This window comes from Gordonia cholesterolivorans (assembly GCF_039531975.1).
Classification (GTDB): Bacteria; Actinomycetota; Actinomycetes; order Mycobacteriales; family Mycobacteriaceae; genus Gordonia; species Gordonia sihwensis.
In genome coordinates this window covers 134,960-154,052 of the sequence record NZ_BAAARB010000004.1, presented here as the reverse complement: position 1 = coordinate 154,052, position 19,093 = coordinate 134,960, and the positions used below count along the sequence as shown (strand labels likewise).

The following is a 19,093-nucleotide window of genomic DNA, read 5'->3' as shown; positions in this document are numbered from 1 at the left end:
CCGGCGGTCAGCCGCGCGCGGCCGTGACCACCGCGTCGACGGCTCCGTCGACCGGCGCCGCGGAGGTCTCTCCGGTGAGCCGGTCGCGGATCTCGACGGTGCCGTCGGCCCAGCCGCGGCCGACGACCACCACGACCGGCATACCGAGCAGCTCGGCGTCCTTGAACTTGACGCCGGGCGAAGCCTTGCGGTCGTCGAAGAGCACGGACAGTCCGGCGGCGTCGAGATCGGCGGCCAACTGTTGCGCACCGGCCACCGCGGCCTCGTCCTTGTTCGCGATCACCAGGTGGACGTCGAACGGCGCCACCTCGCGCGGCCAGCGCAGGCCCTTCTCGTCGTGCCACTGCTCGGCGAGCACCGCGACCATCCGCGAGACGCCGAGACCGTACGAGCCCATCGTGGGGCGCACCGGCTTGCCGTTCTCGCCGAGCACGTCGAACTCGAAGGCGTCGGTGTACTTGCGGCCGAGCTGGAAGATGTGACCGATCTCGATGCCCTTGGCGGCCTCGAGCACACCTCTGCCGTCCGGGGACGGATCACCGGCGCGCACCTCGGCGGCCTCGATGACGCCGTCGGGAGTGAAGTCGCGGCCGCACACCAGATCGACGTAGTGCTTACCGGGCGCGTCGGCCCCGGTGATCCACGCGGTGCCGCTGACCACACGCGGGTCGACCAGGTACGCCAAGCCCGCCGCCTGGACGGCCTTCGGTCCGATGTACCCCTTGACGAGCTGCGGATTGGCCGCGAAGTCCGCGTCGGTGAGCAGTTCCACCTCCGCCGGCTCCACCGAGGCCTCCAGCCTCTTGAAGTCGACCTCCCGATCACCCGGCACCGCCACCGCGGTGATCTCCCACTCACCTCCCGGCCTGCGGATCTTGACCATCACGTTCTTGAGGGTGTCGGCGGCGGTGTACTCACCGTCGAGCTCGCGATTGGCCCAGTCGACCAGGGTCTCGATGGTCGGGGTGTCGCCGGTGTCGTGGACCACCGCCTCGGGGAGCCCGTCGAGCGGGATCGCCTCGGGAACCGGGGTCACCACGGCCTCGACGTTGGCCGCGTAGCCCGACTCGGTGCTGCGGACGAAGGTGTCCTCGCCGACCTCGCATTCGGCCAGGAACTCCTCCGAGGCGCTGCCGCCCATGGCGCCGGAGGTCGCCGCGACGATGACGTACTTGATGCCGAGACGGTCGAAGATGCGCTGGTACGCGGCACGATGAGCGTCGTACGAGGCCTGCAGACCCCGCTCGTCGAGGTCGAACGAGTACGAGTCCTTCATCACGAACTCGCGGCCACGCAACAGCCCGGCCCGCGGGCGCTCCTCATCGCGGTACTTGGTCTGGATCTGGTACAGGGTGACCGGCAGATCCTTGTACGAGCTGTACTCGCCCTTGACCAGCTGCGTGAAGATCTCCTCGTGCGTGGGCCCGAGCATCATGTCCGCGCCCTTGCGGTCCTTGACGCGGAACAACGCCGGCCCGTACTCGGTCCAGCGCCCGGTGGTCTCGTACGGGTCGCGCGGCAGCAGCGCGGGCAACAGGATCTCCTGCGCGCCCATCGCGTCCATCTCCTCGCGAACGAGGTTCTCGACCGCGCGGAACACCTTGAGCCCCAAGGGCAGCCACTCGTAGACGCCGGGGGCGGCACGCCGGATGTAGCCCGCGCGCACGAGCAGCTTGTGGCTCGGCACCTCGGCATCGGCCGGGTCGTCGCGGAGGGTGCGGAGGAACAGGTTCGACATCCGTGTGATCACGATGTACCAGCTTAATGGGATCACCGGCGTGTTCGTTAGGGTGGTCGCGTGCTCGTCATCCTGCCTCCCTCGGAGACCAAGTCGGACGGCGGCGAGGCCGCTCCGCTCGATCTCGACTCGCTGGTTCTGCCGGAGCTCAATCCGGTCCGACGCAAGCTCGCCGAGGCGATCGTCGACCTCTCCGCCGATCTCGACGCATCCCGCACAGCGCTGGGTCTGGGTGCGACGGCCGTCGCCGAGATCGAGCGCAACGCCGATCTCTGGGAGTCGCCGACGCGCACCGCGATCACCCGGTACACCGGCGTCCTGTACGACGCCCTCGACTATCCGGGCATGACCCGCGCGGCCAAGACCAAGGCCGGCGACCGACTGATGATCGGCTCGGCGCTGTTCGGCGTGGTCCGGGCCGACGACCGCATCCCGGCCTACCGGCTCTCCGGCGGGTCCCGGCTGCCCGGTTTCGGCACCCTCGGCGCACTGTGGAAGCCGGTGCTGTCCCCCGCTCTCGACCGCATCGACGACTTCGTCGTCGATCTGCGCTCGGGCGTCTACCAGAAACTCGGTCCCGTCGACGGTGCGGTGACCGCGACCGTGGTGACCGAGGCCGCGGACGGCTCGCGGAAGGTCGTGAGCCATTTCAACAAGCACTTCAAGGGACTGGTGGCGCGCGAACTGGTCCGGACCCGGCGGAACGCCCGGGATGTGAACGCGCTCGCCGCCGTCCTGTCCGACGCCGGCCAGCGCGTCGAGATCACCTCTGAGTCGCAGATCACGGTCGTCACCGGCTGATCCGAACCCTGATCGGCGGTCCGCACCGCGACTCGCACGGCGCGAGAGCCGGTCACTTGGCCTGAGGGAAGAACCACTGGTCGTCGTCGGTCTCCGGAGTGTCGTCGGCCGGATTCACCTCGACCACCTCGTCGAGCTGTGCCTTCTGTGCCCGGAGGCGGCCGTACCCGTACGCGGCGGCCATGCCGATGACGCCGGTGACCAGGCCGATCGTCTGCAGCTCGCCGGAATCGCCTGCCTCCGCCGAGATCCGGTAGATCCAGCCGTTGAGCGCGACGACCGCCAGCGCTCCGAACGTGAGCGGGATGACGAAGGTGGTCATGGTGCTCGGCGGTGTGGGCGCGATGCCCGCGCGGCGGCGATGGATCTGCCAGGCCGACATGACGACGACGGCCAGCGCGACGAGAATCGCCGTGACCGACGGGGGCACGAACCAGGAGGCGACGGCCGCGACGAGCAGGATCAGACCGGAGAGTCCTGCGGCTGTGCGTGCGTTCATCTCGACCACCCGCTCAGAACCGCAGAGCCCGGTCGGCGTCGGTGAAACCGGCGACCGGACCGATCACCGCGATCGCCGGGGCGATCAGCTTCTCGTCGACAGCGGTCTGCGCGGCGTGCGCGAGGTCGGTGCGCAGGAGACGCTGATCCGGCCGCGAGGCGTTCTCGATGAACGCCACCGGGGTGTCGGCCGGTCGCCCGCCCTCGAGCAGGGCCGTCGCGAACTCGTCGATGCGCTTGACCGCCATCATCAGCACGATGGTGCCCCGCAGCCGCGCGAGCGCCGCCCAATCGGTGAGCGAGTCGGGGTGCCCCGGAGCCACGTGGCCCGACACGATGACCACCTCGTGCGTCACGCCGCGGTGAGTCACCGGGATTCCGGCCAGGCCGGGAGCCGCGATCGGGCTGCTGATGCCGGGGACCACGGTGACCGGCACACCCGCCGCCACGCAGGCCTGGAGTTCTTCGAATCCGCGGCCGTAGACGTATGGGTCGCCGCCTTTGAGGCGGACCACGAACTTGCCCGCCCGCGCGCGGTCGACGAGGAGATCGTTGATCTGTTCCTGACGCATCGCGCGGCCGTAGGGCACCTTGGCCGCGTCGATGATCTCCACCTGCGGACCGAGCTCGTCGAGGAGTGCGATGGGCGCGAGCCGGTCGGCCACCACCACGTCCGCCTCGGCGAGCAGTTTGCGGCCGCGCACCGTGATGAGATCGGCGTCGCCGGGACCTCCGCCCACCAGGGCCACGCCCGCGGCGTGCCTGCGGTCGTCGTCGATGCGCAGCGAGGTGCCGTCCGCGAGAGCCTCGGTGATCGCGGCGCGCACGGCCGCGGAGCGACGATGGTCGCCGGCCGCCAGCACCCCGAACTGCAGATCGCGGTGGACTCCGGACGCCGGGGTGACGGCGGTTCCGCGGCGGGCGTCGTCGGCGCGCACGCAGAACACTCGCCTGCGCTCGGCCTCCGCCACCACCGCCGCGTTGACGTCGGGATCGTCGGTGCAGGCCATCGCATACCAGGCTCCCTCCAGGTCGCCGTCGGCGTACGCACGCCGATGCACGGTGATCGCGACCTCCGACTCGACGGCCGGCGTGGGGTCGAGCGCGACGACGTGGACGTCGGTGCCGGCGGCGATCAGGTTCGGCAGGCGCCGTTGCGCGACGCTCCCGCCGCCGATGACGACGACCTTGCGTCCGTGCAGATCCAGCCCCGCGAGGTAATGCGCTTGCATGAGCGATCAGCCTACCGGGACCGCACCGGCGGCTAGACGTGCAGTCCGCGCCTGCGCTCCCGCTCGATCGCGCGCTCGCGGGCGTCCTCGAACTTGGCGACCTTGATGTCCATCTCGGCGAGGAAGGCGGCGAGCTTGTCGCGGTACATCTGGCCGACCGGGCCGAAGTCGTCGCGATCGAAGATCCGCCACTTGCGCAGCACGGGCATCACGACATCGGCCATGTGCTGCGGCAGGTCGTAGATGCCGCCCTTGGCGATCAGGACCGCGTTCCTGCGGAAGTTCGGCATCGTCGCACCGGGCATCTGGAAGTTCGAGACGATCGTGTAGATCGCCACCATCGCCTCGTCGGGCACCAGATCGAGCGCCCCGGCGACGACGTTCCGGTAGAAGAGCATGTGCAGGTTCTCGTCGGCAGCGACTCGCTGGAGCATCCGGTCGGCGATCGGGTCGCCGCAGGCCTTGCCGGTGTTGCGGTGGCTGACGCGCGTCGCGAGCTCCTGGAACGAGACGTAGGCCACCGCGAAGAGCATGTCGTAGCTGTGGTCGCGCTGTCCGTCGTCGTCCGGCAGCGGGTTGAACCCGCCGATCATGTGCGTCATCCGGGTCTGCTCGAGTTCCACCGGATCGACGCCCCGCGTCACGACGAGGTAGTCGCGCATCACGATCGAGTGCCGCATCTCCTCGGCCGTCCAGCGCCCCACCCAGAAGCCCCAGGCGTCGTCGAGGCTGAAGTTCTCGGCGATCACCCGGTGGTACGACGGCAGATTGTCCTCGGTCAGCAGGTTCGTGATCATCGCCGCCTTGGCGGTCTCCGACAGCTGCGACTGCTCCGGATCCCAGTCGACGCCGCCGAGCGCCGCGAAGTTCCGGCCGTCGTCCCACGGCACGTAGTCGTGCGGGTTCCAGTCCCTCGTCATCTTCATGTGGCGCTCCACCTCCGTCTCGCAGACGGGCAGGAGTTCGCGAAGCAGGTCCGAGCCGCTCATGGGCTTGCCGATCAAACTGGTCATATTCCTACGATCTCGCTCACGACCAGCGATTTCAGGGGGCGAAGGTCCCGTGGCGATTAGGCCCCGAGTCGCGCGCCGCCCTGTTGTAGCGTTGAGGCATGGTCGAGTCGCCTCGTAAGTACCGCGTGTTCCTCGTCGACGACCACGAGCTCGTCCGCCGTGGCCTTCGCGATCTGCTCAGCACCGCCGACGATCTCGAGGTCGTCGGCGAGGCGGCCACCGTCGCCGAAGCCGGAGTCGGTATCGCTGCGACGAAACCCGACGTCGCGGTGCTCGACGTGCGGCTGCCCGACGGCAACGGCGTGGAACTGTGCCGAAGCGTGCGGAGCGCGCAGCCGTCGGTGCACTGCCTGATGCTGACGAGCTACGCCGACGACGACGCCCTGCTCGCCGCCGTCCTGGCCGGGGCCTCCGGCTTCGTACTCAAGCAGATCCTCGGCCACAATCTGATCGCCGCTGTGCGGACGGTCGGCGCCGGCGGATCGCTGCTCGACGACCGCAGCACCGCCGCGCTGCTGGCCCGACTGCGCGACGGCGAACCGTCCGATCCCCTGGCCCGGCTCACCGGCCAGGAGCGCGAGGTCTTCACCCTGATCGGCCAGGGCATGACCAACCGGCAGATCGCCGACCGGATGTTCTTGGCGGAGAAGACGATCAAGAACTACGTCTCGCGCATCCTCTCGAAGCTCGACATGCAGCGCCGCACTCAGGTGGCGGTGCTGGCCACCGAACTGCGCGAACGCGAACGGTAGTCGTCGGCGTCAGCGCAACGGCGCGGTCCACGTCAACGTGGTGCCCGACGCCGCGCTCGAGGTGATCGTGAAGCTGCCGTCGCAGTCGTCGGCGCGGCGGGTCAGGTTCGCCAGTCCCGACTGCCGGGCGGTCGGCGGAATACCGCATCCGTCGTCGGAGATCTCGACGGTCACGACGTCGTCGGCCGCGATGCGCACCCGGATGTGCTCGGCGCCCGAATGCCGGAGCGCGTTGGAGATGCCCTCCCGCAGCACTGCCTCGATGTGCGGCGCCAGGGCGTCGGGGACGAGCGTGTCGACCGGCCCCATGAACGCGACGCTCGGCACGATCGGCGCATGGGTCGCCAACTCGGCGACCACGTCGAGCGCGCGCCTGCGCAGCGTCGCCGCCTCGCCGTGACCGGGAAGGCCCTGCAGATCGAAGATCGAGGTGCGGATCTGCGCGATGGTGGCGTCGAGGTCGGTGATGACCTGCTCCATCCGGGCGTCGTCGGCCGAGGCGGACCCGGCCTGCAGCGACATCCCGATCGCGAAGAGCCGCTGAATCACCAGATCGTGCAGGTCGCGGGCGATCCGGTGGCGGTCTTCGAGCAACTGCAGATCGCGCGCCAGTTCCTGCTGGTCGGCGTAGGCCAGGGCCAGCGAGGCCACGCGCGCGACACCCTGCAGGCCCGCGACCTCCTCCCCGGTCCAGACTCGTCGCTCGGGGTGGGTGAGGACGATCGCGCTCCGGCCGTTGGTCGGCTGCAGGGGCTGCATCGAGACCCACCGCGCTCCGTGCCGCAGCCACGGCACCGTGTGTGTTCGCACCTCGCGGACCAGGAGCTTGCCGTCGGCGCGCTCGTTGTCCGGGTCGACGACCTCGAACAGGTCCTCGGTGCAGGGCGCGGTACCGGTGTGTCCGGTGAGGACGCTGCCGGTCACGATGAACACGTCCACCGCCCCGGTGAGCGCGGAGACGTCGCGGCACAGTCCGTCGAGGGTGTCTTCGAGCGCCGTGCCCGCCAGCGGTTCGGATCCGCGGTCGGCGATCACCTGCATCCAGCGCAGCCGGGCCTGGGCCCGCTCGAAGGCGCGCGCGTTGTCGACGGCGATGCCCGCGGCCACCGCGAGGACCGCGACGATCTTCTCATCGAGCGGCGTGAACTCGGGGGCACCCTGCTTCTCAGTCAGGTAGATGCTGCCGAACAACTCGTCGCGGACGATGATCGGCGCGCCCAGGAAGGTGTCCATCGGCGGATGGTTGGGCGGGAAACCCACCGAGGCCGGATGATCGGACAGCTTCGGTATGCGCAGCACCTCGGGGCGGTGCAGCAGTTCGCCGAGGACGCCGCGGCCCACCGGCAGCGGCCCCATCCGAGCGCGGACCTCCGGTTCGATGCCCGTGTACACGAACGCCTGGAGACCGAGCTCGGGCCCGCGGACCCCGAGCGCACAGTACCGGGCGTCGAGGACGTCGGCCGCCACCTCGACGATCCGCTGCAGCGCCTGGTCGAGTTCGAGACCGCGACCCACCAGCAGGACCGCTTCGAGCAGGTCGCGGAGCGCGGTCGGGTCCTCGACGCTGGCGTGGGCGAGCGCGTCGAGTGCCGCGTGGACCTCCGCCAGATCGCGCCTGCGAGTCATCGGACCGCCTCCTCCGGCGAAGGGCTCGGAATGTCGGCGGCTGCGGCCGCCGACACGAATCGTGCCACGGCGGCCGGCTGTCCCACCGGGTGAACGTGCAGATACGACGCGTGCACCCCGCGGTGGATCACGCCGTCGGTCGCTGGTCCGTCGCCACCGGGCCACCCCCAGGCGGGCACCACGTCAGTGGCGAGATCGACGCTGCTGCGGTGGAATTCGTGGCCGGTCACCCGTTCACCGGTGCGATAGAGAACCGAATCGGCCACGGCGACGGCGTCGCGGTAGCCGAGCGTGAGCCGCGGCCCGAAGGCCCCGGTGCCCGGCAGTGCGCCGACCATCGGGACGCCGTCGAGCGCGGACAGCAGGTACAGCAGGCCCGCGCACTCGGCCTGCACCGGCCGGCCCGCGGCCACGTGATCGCGCAGTCCGGCACGGAGGGAGTGGTTGGCGGCGAGCTCGTCCGCGTGGGCCTCGGGGAAGCCGCCGCCGATCACCACCGCCGCGGCGTGCTCCGGAAGCGGGTCGTGCAGCGGGTCGAAGCCGGCCACCTCGGCTCCCGCCGCGCGCAGGAGTTCGGCGTGCTCGGCGTACCCGAAGGTGAAGGCGGCGCCCTCCGCGACGGCCACCACCGGCCGCCGGTGTGGGCCCGTCACCGCGCTCGGGTCCGCGGCGGCGATCGCGTCGGCCGCCGACCAGGCGATCGCCGCGGGCGGTCGGGCCCGGCGTGCGATCTGGACGATCGCCGGAAGGTCGAGCGCCGCCCCCACCTTGGCGACTATCGCGGCCACCGAGTCCAGCGCGTCCCGCCGGCGCTCGGCGGCCGGGATGAGTCCTAGGTGCCGCGACGGCACGGTCAGGTCGGCGTCGCGCCGCACCGCGCCTAGCACCGGCAGTCCGACGCGGTCGCAGGCCTGTCGGAGGACCTGTTCGTGCCGCGGTGAGCCGACGCGGTTGAGGATCACGCCCGCCACGCGGACCCGGGCGTCGTACCCGAGGAAGCCGTGGAGCAGTGCGGCGAGCGACTGGCTGTGCCCGCCGGCGTCGACCACCAGGATCACCGGTGCGCCGATGAGGGTGGCGACGTGCGCGGTGGAGCCGACGCCGAGCGGATCGGGATCGTCGGTGATGCGGCCGTCGAACAGGCCCATCACGCCCTCCACCACGGCGATGTCGGCGTCGGCGGAGCCCGCGGCCAGCAGTGGTGCGATGACGTCGGCGCCGACCAGGTTGGGGTCGAGGTTCCGGCCGACCCGGCCCGCCGCGACGGCGTGGTATCCGGGATCGATGTAGTCCGGGCCCACCTTGAAGGGCGCGACCCGGTGCCCGGCGGCGACGAGCGCGCCGATCAGGCCGGTGGTGATCGTCGTCTTTCCGCTGCCGGACGCCGGCGCGGCGATCACGACCGCCGGGACTACCACTCGATGCCCTTCTGGCCTTTGCGGCCCGCATCCATCGGATGCTTGATCTTCGTCATCTCGGTGACCAGATCGGCGGCCTCGATCAGCGCCTGGGGCGCATACCGTCCGGTGATGACGACGTGCTGCGTCCCGGGGCGGTTGCGGAGGGTCTCGACCACTTCGTCGGTGTCGATCCAGCCCCAGTGCAGCGGGTAGGTGAACTCGTCGAGGACGTAGAAGTCGTGCTCCTGCGCGGCGAGGCGCCGCGTGATCTCCGCCCATCCGGCCCGCGCCGATTCGGCGTGGTCCTCGACGGCGTCGTCACCGCGCTGAATCCACGACCATCCCTGCCCCATCTTGTGCCACTGCACAGGGCCGCCGGCGCCGGTGTCCCGATTCAGGCCGCCGAGGGCGAGCATGGAGTTCTCCTCACCGACCTTCCACTTCGCGCTCTTGACGAACTGGAAGACGGCGACGTCCAGACCGGCGTTCCAGGCGCGCATCGCCATGCCGAACGCGGCTGTCGACTTCCCCTTGCCTGCCCCGGTGTGTACGGCGAGCACCGGCAGCCGGCGTCGCTGCCGGGTGGTCAGTCCGTCGTCGGGAACGGTCTCGGGTACGCCCTTGGGCACAGTGCATCCTCCAGTTCAGCCACCGGCGTCACGCGACGCCGCGGACGTGCTCGGCCAGTCCGGACGAGGTCAGCGAATCCATCGTCGCGTACTGCGCGCCCAGCCGGCGCGCCAGGTCGGCGGCCAGACCGAGACGGACCAGGCCCTGCTCACAGTCCACCACAACGGTGCAGACTCCCCTGCGCGCGACCTCGTCCGCGGCGGCGTCGGCGCGGCGCGGCGCGTCGGCCCCGGCCGTGGCTCGGCCGTCGGTGAGCGCCACCAGCAGGGGCCTGCGCTCCGGGTCGGTGCGGCGGGCCCGCTCGATCACCTCGAGCGCCCGGTGCAGTCCCTCGGCCAGCGGCGTGCGTCCGCCGGTGCGCACCTGTGCCAGGCGCGCCACCGCCAGGTCCACCGACCGGGTCGGCGGAACCGCGACGTAGGCATCCCTTCCGCAGGCCACGACCACCGCCACCCGATCACGCCGGGTGTACGAGTCGCGCAGGAGGTCGACGCAGGCGTTGCGCACCGCGGTGAGCCGGGCGCGGGCGGTCATCGATCCGGAGAGGTCGACGACGAAGACCACGAGATTGGCTTCGGTGCCGATGCGCTCGGCTCCGCGGAGATCGTCGGCGATGAGCGCGGGGAGCCCGTCGCCGCTGCTGCGGTGGGCGGCGGCGAGCACGGTGCCGAACAGGTGCACCCCGGTCCGCGGACCGAAGTCGACGGCCCGGGTGGTCATGCCGCGGCTGGTCCGGGCCCGCGAACGGCGGCCCACATCACCGTCCCCGACGCCCTCGGCGCGGAAGGTGCGGATGCGGGCACCACCGGGTGCGGAACCGAAGTCCGGGCCGGTCGGCGCCCCTGAACCGCCGGGCGGATCGGTGTCGGGAGGATCCGTGTCGGGTCCGTCCGGATCGTCGTCCGGTTCCGGGCCACCCGCGTCTGGGCCGTCTGACTCTGGGCCGTCTGAGTTCGGGCCGTCTGAGTTCGGGCCGCTGTCGTCGGGTCCGTCCGGCCGCTGCGGCCCGGACTCGGACTCGTCCCGCGGGCCCGCGGCCTGCTCACCGGCGTCCAGGGCGTCGTCGAGCTGCTGGTCGGTCATGCTCGACTCGTCGAAGGGATTGCGGCGCCGTCGATGCGGCAGTGCCAGCTCCACGGCCACCCGCACGTCGTCGGCGTCGATCTCGTCGGCGCCGCGCCATGCGGCGTGTGCGGCGGCGGTCCGGGCCACGACGATGTCGGCGCGCAGACCGTCGACGTCGAGGTGAGAGCAGACGCCGGCGATCCGGCGGAGCTCCCGCTGCGGGATCCGGACGGTCGCGACGCGGTCGCGGGCCGCGGCGATCCGTTGCGCGAGATCGGCCTCGGCGTCGGCGAACCGCTCCGCATAGCCCTGCGGATCGGCGTCGAAGGCCAGCCGTGAGGTGACGATCTCGACGCGCTCGTCGACGTCACGGGCACCGGCGACGTCGACCACCAGCCCGAACCGGTCGAGCAACTGCGGACGCAGTTCGCCCTCTTCCGGGTTCATCGTCCCGACCAGCACGAATGCCGCCGCCTGGGTGTGCGAGACGCCGTCACGCTCAACGGTGACTCGGCCGCTCGCGGCCGCATCGAGCAGGACGTCGACGAGATGGTCCGACAGGAGGTTGACCTCGTCGATGTACAGGACGCCGCCGTCGGCCTGCGCCAGCAGACCCGGCGTGAACCGGGCTTCACCGTCGCGCAGCACCCGAGTCAGGTCGAGCGACCCGATCACCCGGTCCTCGGTGGCGCCGATCGGCAGGTCGACCACGCGCGAATCCTCGCCGAGCAGCGGGGCGAGCCCGCGGACGATGGTCGACTTCGCGGTCCCTTTCTCACCGCGGATCAGGACACCGCCGATCCCCGGCGAGACGGCGGACAGGATCAGTGCGAGCTTGAGGCGATCCTGTCCGACCACCGCGCTGAACGGGAAGCGAACGCCGGCGTCACTCATCGAATCAGGCGTCGGGCCGCGCGGTGAGCCGGAGGCTGCGGTTGGTCCAGTCCCACAACTCGCGGTACAGGGCGGGGTTCTCGTCGAGCTTCTGGCCGAACGACGGGATCATCTCGGTCAGGGTGCTCTTCCAGCCCTCGAAACGACCGCTGAAGCACTGCTGAAGCACCGAGATCATCGCGGGAACCGCGGTCGAGGCGCCCGGCGACGCTCCGAGGAGACCGGCGAGCGTGCCGTCGCCCTCCGCGACCACCGCGGTGCCGAACTCGAGGCTGCCGCCGACACCGGTCTTGCGGATCACCTGGACGCGCTGACCGGCGGTGATCAGCTCCCAGTCCTCGCCGACGGCGCGCGGCGCGAAGTCCTGCAGCGTCTTGACGCGGTCGGCGGGGCTCGCGGCGAGCTCGGAGATCAGGTACTTGAGCAGACCGAACTCCTGCGGGGCGATCGACATCATCGGCAGCAGGTTGCCCGGCTTCACCGACTTCGGCAGGTCCATGACGCCGCCGGTCTTGAGGAACTTCGGCGACCAGCCCGCGTACGGGCCGAAGAGCAGGCCCTTGTCGTGATTGATGACGCGCGTGTCCAGGTGCGGCACCGACATCGGCGGGGCGCCCACCGCGGCCTGGCCGTACACCTTCGCCGAATGCTGTGCGATCACGTCGGGGTTGGTGCAGCGGAAGAACTCGCCGCTGACCGGGAAGCCGCCGAAGCCCTTGGCCTCGGAGATGCCCGACTTCTGCAGCAGGTGCAGTGCGCCGCCGCCTGCGCCGACGAAGACGAACTTCGCTTCGACGCGAACCTTCTCGCCGGTGCGGTTGTTGCGGATCTTCATCACCCAGCTGCCGTCCGACTGCTTGGTGAGGTTGCGGACCTCGTGCCCGAAGTAGAGGTCGGCGTCACGGCCGACGAAGTTCAGCAGCTGCTGGGTGAGCGCGCCGAAATCGACGTCGGTTCCCTGGGTGTACCAGTTCAGGGCCACCGGATCGGAGTAGTCGCGGCCGGCGCCCATCAGCGGCAGCCGCGCCGCGAACTCGGCGTCGTCGTCGATGAACTCCATGCCCTCGAAGAGGGTGTGGCTCGAGAGCGCCGCATGGCGCTTGCGCAGGTACTCGACGCCGTCGGCGCCGTGGCAGAAGCTCACGTGCGGGATCGGGTTGATGAACTCGTCGGGCGCACCGAGCAGGCCGTTGTCGACACCGTAGGCCCAGAACTGCCGCGAGACCTGGAACTGCTCGTTGATGTTCAGCGCCTTGGTGATGTCGATGTCGCCGTTGGCGTCGGCCGGCGTGTAGTTGAGCTCGCAGAGCGCCGAGTGGCCGGTGCCGGCGTTGTTCCACGGGTCGCTGCTCTCGGCGGCGGCCGCCTCCAGGCGCTCGAACAGGCTGATCGACCAGCTGGGCTCCAGTCGGCGCAGCAGCGCGCCGAGCGTGGCGCTCATGATTCCGGCACCGACGAGCGCCACGTCTGTCTTAATCACCTTGGCCACGCTGCTGAACTCCTCCACCCATAGGGCATTCACGACCTGTATCGCGGATCATTGTTCACCATCGCGTTGTCTGAGGCAGCATCGGTGCGCGCAAGTGTGGGGTGTGCGACACCGGGTGCCACGCCGACGCCCGATCCGCGCACCGACGGGTGCGGCCTAAGCTGGTCGGCGTGAGCAGCGTGAAAAGCCGGCAATGGCGTCCCGACGAACTCCTCGACCGATACGAAGTGCTGACCATCCCCCTCGGCGACGACCCGGACGGCGAGGGCGCCGTGGAGGCCACCCTGATCCGCCAGGCCGGAGCGGAACCGGCCACCGCCGGGACGGTCCTGTACGTCCACGGCTTCACCGACTACTTCTTCCAGGAGGAGCTGGCCGAGTTCTTCCACGATCGGGGCTACGGTTTCTACGCGCTCGATCTGCGCAAGTGCGGGCGGTCGCTCCTGGACGGGCAGCAACCGCACTTCACCACCGACCTCGAGTTCTACGACCAGGAGCTGAACGCGGCACTCGATGTCGTGACCGAGGAATCCGGGTCCGGCGACGAGCCGGCTCGGGTGATCGTGGTCGCCCACTCCACCGGAGGACTGATCACGCCGCTCTGGCTCGACCGACTCCGGCGCACCGATCCGGACCGGCACCGCCGCATCAAGGGGCTGGTCCTCAACAGCCCCTGGCTGGACTTGCAGGGCGATCCCCTGCTGCGCACCGACGCCGTCAATCTGCTGATCCGCGGAGTCGGCCGAGTTCGGGCCAAAGCCGTGCTGCCGCAGAAACTCTCGGCAGCGTACGGCGAGAGCCTGTCCGCCGACGCCCACGGCGAGTGGACCTACGATCTGCGGCGCAAGCCGCTCGGCGGTTTCCCGGTGACCTTCGGCTGGCTGGCCGCCGTCCGCGCGGGACAGCATCGCCTGCACCGGGGGCTCGACATCGGCGTGCCCGCCCTGGTCCTGCGATCGGACAAGACCCGCTTCACCGGGGCCTACGAGCCTGCGGTCGACACCGCTGACTGCGTGCTCGACGTGAAGCAGATCGCGCAGTGGTCCGGCGTGATCGGCCGTCGCGTGTGGGCGGTGGCCGTCCCCGACGCCCGCCACGACGTCTTCCTTTCTCTGGAGACGCCCCGGCGCATCGCCTACGACGAAGTGCAGAACTGGCTGCACACGATCTTCGGCGAGGGGGCGCGGCGATGAGCGCTCAGCAGGTCGATCTGGCGATCATCGGTTCGGGAAGCGGCAACTCCATCCCGGACGAACGCTTCGACGCGATGAGCATCGCGATCTTCGAGGAGGGCGTCTACGGCGGCACCTGCCTCAACGTCGGGTGCATTCCGACGAAGATGTTCGTCTACGCCGCGGACGTGGCCGACACCGTCCGGTCGGCGGCCCGGTACGGCGTCGAGGCGAGCGTCGAATCGGTCGACTGGCCCGCCATCGTCGACCGGGTCTTCGGCCGCATCGACCCGATCTCGGCCGGCGGCAAGGAGTACCGGGTGGAGCGTTGCGACAACGTCACCGTCTACTCCAGCCACGTCCGCTTCGACGGCCGCGACGACGAGTCGGCCCGATACCGCCTGGTGACCGACGACGGCGACCTGGTGCTGGCCCGCAAGGTCGTCGTCGCCGCGGGCTCGCGGTCGGAGATTCCTGAGGTGATCGCCGATTCGGGCGTTCATCACTACACCAACAGCGACGTGATGCGCCTGCCCGCCCTGCCGAAGCGGATGGCGATCCTCGGCAGCGGATACATCGCCGCCGAGTTCGCCCACGTCTTCTCCGCTCTCGGCGTGGACGTCACCGTCGTCGCCCGCAGCGGACGGCTGCTGCGCCGGCTCGACGACGACGTCAGCGAGCGATTCACCGCGGTGGCCCGCCGGCAGTGGGACGTCCGGCTCGACAGCACGCTCGCGGGTGCGATCGACCTCGGCGACGACGGCGTCCGGCTCTCGTTCACCGACGGCCGGCACGTCGATGCCGACGCCCTGCTCGTCGCGACCGGCCGGACACCCAACGGCGACCGCCTCGGCCTCGACACGATCGGTGTGGAGCTGCTCGCCGACGGCCGCGTGCCGGTGGACGCACACGGCCGCACACCGGCTCCCGAGGTGTGGGCGCTCGGCGATGTCAGTTCACCGTTCCAGCTCAAGCACGTCGCCAACCACGAACAGCGTGTGGTCCAGGAGAATCTGCTGCTCGGCTGGCACGCCGACGAGCTGGCCTCGTTCGACCACCGGTACGTGCCGGCCGCGGTCTTCACCCATCCGCAGATCGCCACCGTCGGACTCACCGAGGCGCAGGCCCGCGAGACCGGGCGCGACATCGCCGTCAAGGTGCAGGAGTACGGCGACGTCGCCTACGGCTGGGCGATGGAGGACACGACCGGATTCTGCAAGCTCATCGCCGATCGTCGCAGCGGTGAACTGCTCGGCGCGCATCTGATGGGTCCGCAGGCGTCCACCGTGATCCAGCCCGTCATCCAGGCGATGAGCTTCGGTCTCCGGGTGCCGGACATGGCCCGCGGCCAGTACTGGATCCATCCCGCCATGCCGGAGGTGCTCGAGAACGCACTCCTCGGCCTGGACCTGGAGTGAGGGCGGCGGCGGCCCGAGCGGGTTCTCAGAAGCGCGAGGACCGCAGGGAGATCTCGCTCGCCAGAGCGGCCGCCGCATTCTCGGGAATCCAGTGGTCGACGCCGTGGAGTTCGGAGAAGCGGAAGTCGGAGTAGACGTATCGGCCGCTGAACTCGGCCTGTTCGCGTCCCAGAGCCGCGTCGCCGTCGCTCCACACCATGGTGGTCGGGATCTCGACCGGCGGGCAGGCCAGGGTGGCCGCGACGTCGCCGGTGAAATTGGCGCGATACCAGTTCAGCGGACCGGTCAGCGCACCCGGCTCGAGGATCGGCGCGAGTTCCTCGCCGGTCACGCCGGCACGCCGGAGCAGGACGCCGTCTCGGGCGCTCAGCCTCTCCTCCGCGCCGTCGGCGATGAAATCCTTGATGTAGGCCGACCGCTCACGCTGATCGCCGCCCGCCGCGAGTGCATCGCGCATCGCGGACGGGTGTCCGGTGCTGACGGCCACCAGGCCGGTGAAGCGGTCGGGATGCTTGGCCGCCAGATGCCAGGCGACGATCCCGCCCCAATCGTGGCCGACGACCATCGAGTACGAGATGTTGAGGTGGTTGAGGATCCCGATGACGTCGCCGACGAGCGTGTCGAGACGGTAGGCGTCGACCTCCTCGGGCCGGGCGCCGGGACTGTAGCCCCGCTGATCGATGCGCAGGGTGCGGAGCCCGGCCTCGTGCACGCGCGGAACCACGTCGTCGTAGCACCGCGAGTTCACCGGGAACCCGTGCAGGAGCACCACCCACGGTCCTCGAGCGGGCCCGCTCTCCTCGACGTCGAAGGTCAGTCCGTCATGCTCTACGGTCAGGTGCGCGGTGTTCACCAAGCCAGGATAGGACGGTGGGCACCGCGGGCGGGCCGCCCTCGATCAACCCGTGGATACTCGGCATGTCGAGGTGCTCGCACACCAGATCGGCCATCAGATCCAGTTGCGACCGGCGCACCTGCGCGACGCACAGCCGCGGATCGGCGGTGAAGCCCGTCCGGCCCGCCCGCCGCGCGATCTCGGCCAGGAAGACGCGGCGGAAGCCGTCGCTCTCCAGCGCGCCGTGGCAGTGGGTGCCGTAGACCGCTCCCCTGCGGGCGCCCTCGGGGCCGGTCGCCGCGGAGTCGAGCCAGGGCTGCTCCTCGCTGCGCACCACGACCCCGTGATGGATCTCGTATCCGCGCACCGGCTCACCGGCCGCGTGACCGTCGAAGGTCCGCAGGGTCTTGTCTTCGGCGAACTCGATGTCGACGTCGAGCAGCCCCAGCCCCTCGACGGGCCGGGCGACACCCGACGTCGCTGTGCCGACGGACTCCACCGTGTCGACGATGCTCCGGCACAGCATCTGGAAGCCGCCGCAGACCCCGAGCACCGGCCGGCCGCGCTGCGCACGTTCGATCAGCGCATCGGCCAGACCGGTGGTCCGCAGCCACGCGAGGTCGCTGAGGGTCGCGCGGGTTCCGGGCAGCACCGCCAGATCCGCGGCCCGGACCGCCGACGGGTCGTCGACCCACGTCACGTCGACGTCGGGTTCGCACGCCAGAGCCAGGACATCGGTGCTGTTGGAGATGCGGGGCAACCGGATCGCGGCCACCGACATCCGCTCCCGTCCGGCGCCGCCCACGCCGCGAGGTCCGCCCACGCGGGCGCCGACCGATGCGGCCAGCGAATCCTCGGCATCGAGCCGGAGACCGTCGGCGAACGGGATCACGCCGAAGGTCGGTCGCCCGGTGCGCTCGCGCACCATCTCCAGTCCGGGAGCGAGGATCGCCGGATCGCCGCGGAACTTGTTCACGATGTATCCGGCGACGAGCGCCTGGTCGTCCGCGTCGAGGACCGCCGTGGTGCCGAACAGATGGGCCAGCGATCCGCCGCGGTCGATGTCGGTGACCAGCACCACCGGCATGTTCGCCGCCCGGGCCAATCCCATGTTCGCGATGTCGGTGGCGCGGAGGTTGATCTCCGCGACCGAGCCCGCGCCCTCGCAGATCACCACGTCGAAGTCCCGTCGCAACGACGCGAGTTCGTCGGCGACCACACCCGCCAGCCGGGTACGCCAGAGCTGATAGTCGGCGGCCCCGACCTCGCCGACCGTGCGTCCGCGCACCACCACGTGCGAGCGCCGGTCACCGCCGGGCTTCAGCAGCACCGGGTTGAATCGCGTGTCCGGTTCCAGCCCGCAGGCCTGCGCCTGAAGCGCCTGCGCCCGGCCGATCTCACCGCCGTCGAGGGTGACGGCGGAATTGTTCGACATGTTCTGCGCTTTGAACGGCGCCACCGTGATCCCGTCACGCGCCAGCGCCCGGCACAGTCCGGCGACGATCAGGCTCTTGCCCGCGTCGCTGCTCGTGCCACCGACCAGAAGTGCGCCGCTCACCCCCGAAGTCAGCTCTCGTCGGGCAGCGTCAGGATCTCGGCACCGGTGTCGGTGACGACGAGGGTGTGCTCGAACTGCGCGGTCCACCTGCGGTCGGCGGTCACCACGGTCCAGCCGTCGTCCCACATCTCCCAGTCGAGGCCGCCCAGATTGATCATCGGCTCGATGGTGAAGACCATCCCCGGTTCCAGGACGGTGTCGACGCTCGGCTGGTCGTAGTGCAGCACCACCAGACCGTTGTGAAAGGTCTCACCGATCCCGTGGCCGGTGAAGTCGCGCACCACCGAGTACCCGAAGCGGTTCGCGTACGCCTCGATCACCCGGCCCACCACGTTGAGCGCGCGACCGGGTTTGACGGCCTTGATCGCGCGCTCGGTCGCGATCCTGGTCCGCTCCACCAGATCCCGCGCCTCCGGTGAGACGTCGCCGGCGAGGAACGTCGCATTCGTGTCGCCGTGCACACCGTCGATGTAGGCCGTCACATCGATGTTGACGATGTCGCCGTCCTCGATCACCGTCGAATCGGGGATGCCGTGACAGATCACCTCGTTCAGCGAGGTGCAGCAGGACTTCGGGAATCCCTTGTAGCCCAGCGTCGACGGGTAGGCGCCGTGATCGATCATGTACTCGTGGGCGATCCGGTCGAGTTCGGCTGTCGTGACTCCCGGAGCGACGGCCCGACCCGCCTCGGCCAGGGCGTTGGCCGCGATCCTGCCCGCCACGCGCATCTTCTCGATCGTCTCCGGGGTCTGCACCCACGGTTCGTGGCCCTCGTTCACCGAGTCCTTCCACGCGTACTCGGGACGTTCGATCGAGTCGGGGACGGGCAGCGTCGGAGCCACGACGCCGGGAACCAGTGGTGCGCGAACTGTCATGACGGAAATTCTACGGACGCCTCCGCCGCGGACACCGCTCGGCCGGAATCGCACCGATGTGCGTCGAGGAGGTACCAACCAGTAAGGTGTGCCTAAC

Annotated in this window: 16 protein-coding genes; 4 read left to right on the top strand and 12 right to left on the bottom strand. The window is 70.2% G+C overall.

Translation table 11 applies throughout. From position 1 onward, the window contains the following. Positions 1-7 precede the first annotated feature (7 nt). Positions 8-1,738, bottom strand: a complete 1,731-nt coding sequence (locus ABFX36_RS05470; protein WP_045539951.1) for a proline--tRNA ligase — start codon at positions 1,736-1,738, stop codon at positions 8-10. 60 nt (positions 1,739-1,798) lie between these two features. On the opposite strand from ABFX36_RS05470, the gene yaaA reads away from it, so the two are divergent. Next, complete coding sequence (gene yaaA, locus ABFX36_RS05465) at positions 1,799-2,539, top strand: peroxide stress protein YaaA (protein ID WP_346075296.1); 741 nt, start codon at positions 1,799-1,801, stop codon at positions 2,537-2,539. Between the two features lie 52 nt (positions 2,540-2,591). Here yaaA and ABFX36_RS05460 read toward each other — a convergent pair whose 3' ends face one another. From ABFX36_RS05460 to ABFX36_RS05450, 3 genes are read right to left on the bottom strand one after another with little or no spacing between them, the layout of a single operon-like run. Then, positions 2,592-3,038 carry a hypothetical protein gene (locus ABFX36_RS05460; RefSeq protein ID WP_006897864.1) on the bottom strand — a complete coding sequence of 149 codons (447 nt, stop codon included), beginning with the start codon at positions 3,036-3,038 and terminating at the stop codon, positions 2,592-2,594. A 13-nt stretch (positions 3,039-3,051) separates the two neighbouring features. Continuing rightward, a complete protein-coding gene (gene cobA, locus ABFX36_RS05455) occupies positions 3,052-4,269 on the bottom strand; it encodes a uroporphyrinogen-III C-methyltransferase (RefSeq protein ID WP_346075293.1) in 1,218 nt (405 codons plus the stop codon). A gap of 32 nt (positions 4,270-4,301) precedes the next feature. Then, the gene (locus tag ABFX36_RS05450) at positions 4,302-5,282 is read right to left on the bottom strand and encodes an acyl-ACP desaturase (protein ID WP_039868014.1); all 981 of its coding nucleotides are present in this window, start codon (positions 5,280-5,282) and stop codon (positions 4,302-4,304) included. Between the two features lie 98 nt (positions 5,283-5,380). Here ABFX36_RS05450 and ABFX36_RS05445 point away from each other — a divergent pair, with 98 nt between their 5' ends. Continuing rightward, a complete protein-coding gene (locus ABFX36_RS05445) occupies positions 5,381-6,034 on the top strand; it encodes a response regulator (RefSeq protein ID WP_006897867.1) in 654 nt (217 codons plus the stop codon). Positions 6,035-6,043: 9 nt separating this feature from the next. Here ABFX36_RS05445 and ABFX36_RS05440 read toward each other — a convergent pair whose 3' ends face one another. The 5 genes from ABFX36_RS05440 to mqo are packed head-to-tail and all read right to left on the bottom strand — an operon-like array spanning position 6,044 to position 13,090. After that, entirely contained in the window at positions 6,044-7,660 is a 1,617-nt protein-coding gene (locus ABFX36_RS05440; protein WP_346075290.1) for a GAF domain-containing sensor histidine kinase, read from the bottom strand. Further along, positions 7,657-9,078 carry a cobyrinic acid a,c-diamide synthase CobB gene (locus ABFX36_RS05435; protein ID WP_278127138.1) on the bottom strand — a complete coding sequence of 474 codons (1,422 nt, stop codon included), beginning with the start codon at positions 9,076-9,078 and terminating at the stop codon, positions 7,657-7,659. Before ABFX36_RS05435 ends, ABFX36_RS05440 begins: the two co-directional genes overlap by 4 nt. Continuing rightward, on the bottom strand, positions 9,072-9,689 hold the full coding sequence (gene cobO / locus ABFX36_RS05430) for a cob(I)yrinic acid a,c-diamide adenosyltransferase (RefSeq protein WP_045541006.1): 618 nt from the start codon (positions 9,687-9,689) through the stop codon (positions 9,072-9,074). Before cobO ends, ABFX36_RS05435 begins: the two co-directional genes overlap by 7 nt. A gap of 28 nt (positions 9,690-9,717) precedes the next feature. Beyond that, on the bottom strand, positions 9,718-11,649 hold the full coding sequence (locus tag ABFX36_RS05425; RefSeq protein WP_346075287.1) for an AAA family ATPase: 1,932 nt from the start codon (positions 11,647-11,649) through the stop codon (positions 9,718-9,720). A gap of 4 nt (positions 11,650-11,653) precedes the next feature. Beyond that, positions 11,654-13,090, bottom strand: a complete 1,437-nt coding sequence (gene mqo, locus ABFX36_RS05420; RefSeq protein WP_372452493.1) for a malate dehydrogenase (quinone) — start codon at positions 13,088-13,090, stop codon at positions 11,654-11,656. A 209-nt stretch (positions 13,091-13,299) separates the two neighbouring features. Here mqo and ABFX36_RS05415 point away from each other — a divergent pair, with 209 nt between their 5' ends. Both ABFX36_RS05415 and ABFX36_RS05410 read left to right on the top strand, forming a co-directional pair. After that, on the top strand, positions 13,300-14,331 hold the full coding sequence (locus ABFX36_RS05415) for an alpha/beta hydrolase (RefSeq protein ID WP_039868030.1): 1,032 nt from the start codon (positions 13,300-13,302) through the stop codon (positions 14,329-14,331). Further along, positions 14,328-15,728: a mycothione reductase gene (locus ABFX36_RS05410; protein ID WP_006897874.1), complete on the top strand. Its 1,401-nt coding sequence runs from the start codon at positions 14,328-14,330 to the stop codon at positions 15,726-15,728. The genes ABFX36_RS05415 and ABFX36_RS05410 overlap by 4 nt, the downstream gene beginning before the upstream one ends. A 25-nt stretch (positions 15,729-15,753) precedes the next feature. Here the strand turns inward: ABFX36_RS05410 and ABFX36_RS05405 are convergent, their stop codons facing one another. The 3 genes from ABFX36_RS05405 to map are packed head-to-tail and all read right to left on the bottom strand — an operon-like array spanning position 15,754 to position 18,996. Next, positions 15,754-16,581 carry an alpha/beta fold hydrolase gene (locus ABFX36_RS05405; RefSeq protein ID WP_006897875.1) on the bottom strand — a complete coding sequence of 276 codons (828 nt, stop codon included), beginning with the start codon at positions 16,579-16,581 and terminating at the stop codon, positions 15,754-15,756. Beyond that, positions 16,550-18,121, bottom strand: a complete 1,572-nt coding sequence (locus tag ABFX36_RS05400) for a cobyric acid synthase (RefSeq protein ID WP_156150469.1) — start codon at positions 18,119-18,121, stop codon at positions 16,550-16,552. Before ABFX36_RS05400 ends, ABFX36_RS05405 begins: the two co-directional genes overlap by 32 nt. Positions 18,122-18,129: 8 nt before the next feature. Then, a complete protein-coding gene (gene map / locus ABFX36_RS05395; protein WP_062366811.1) occupies positions 18,130-18,996 on the bottom strand; it encodes a type I methionyl aminopeptidase in 867 nt (288 codons plus the stop codon). Between the last annotated feature and the right edge of the window lie 97 nt (positions 18,997-19,093).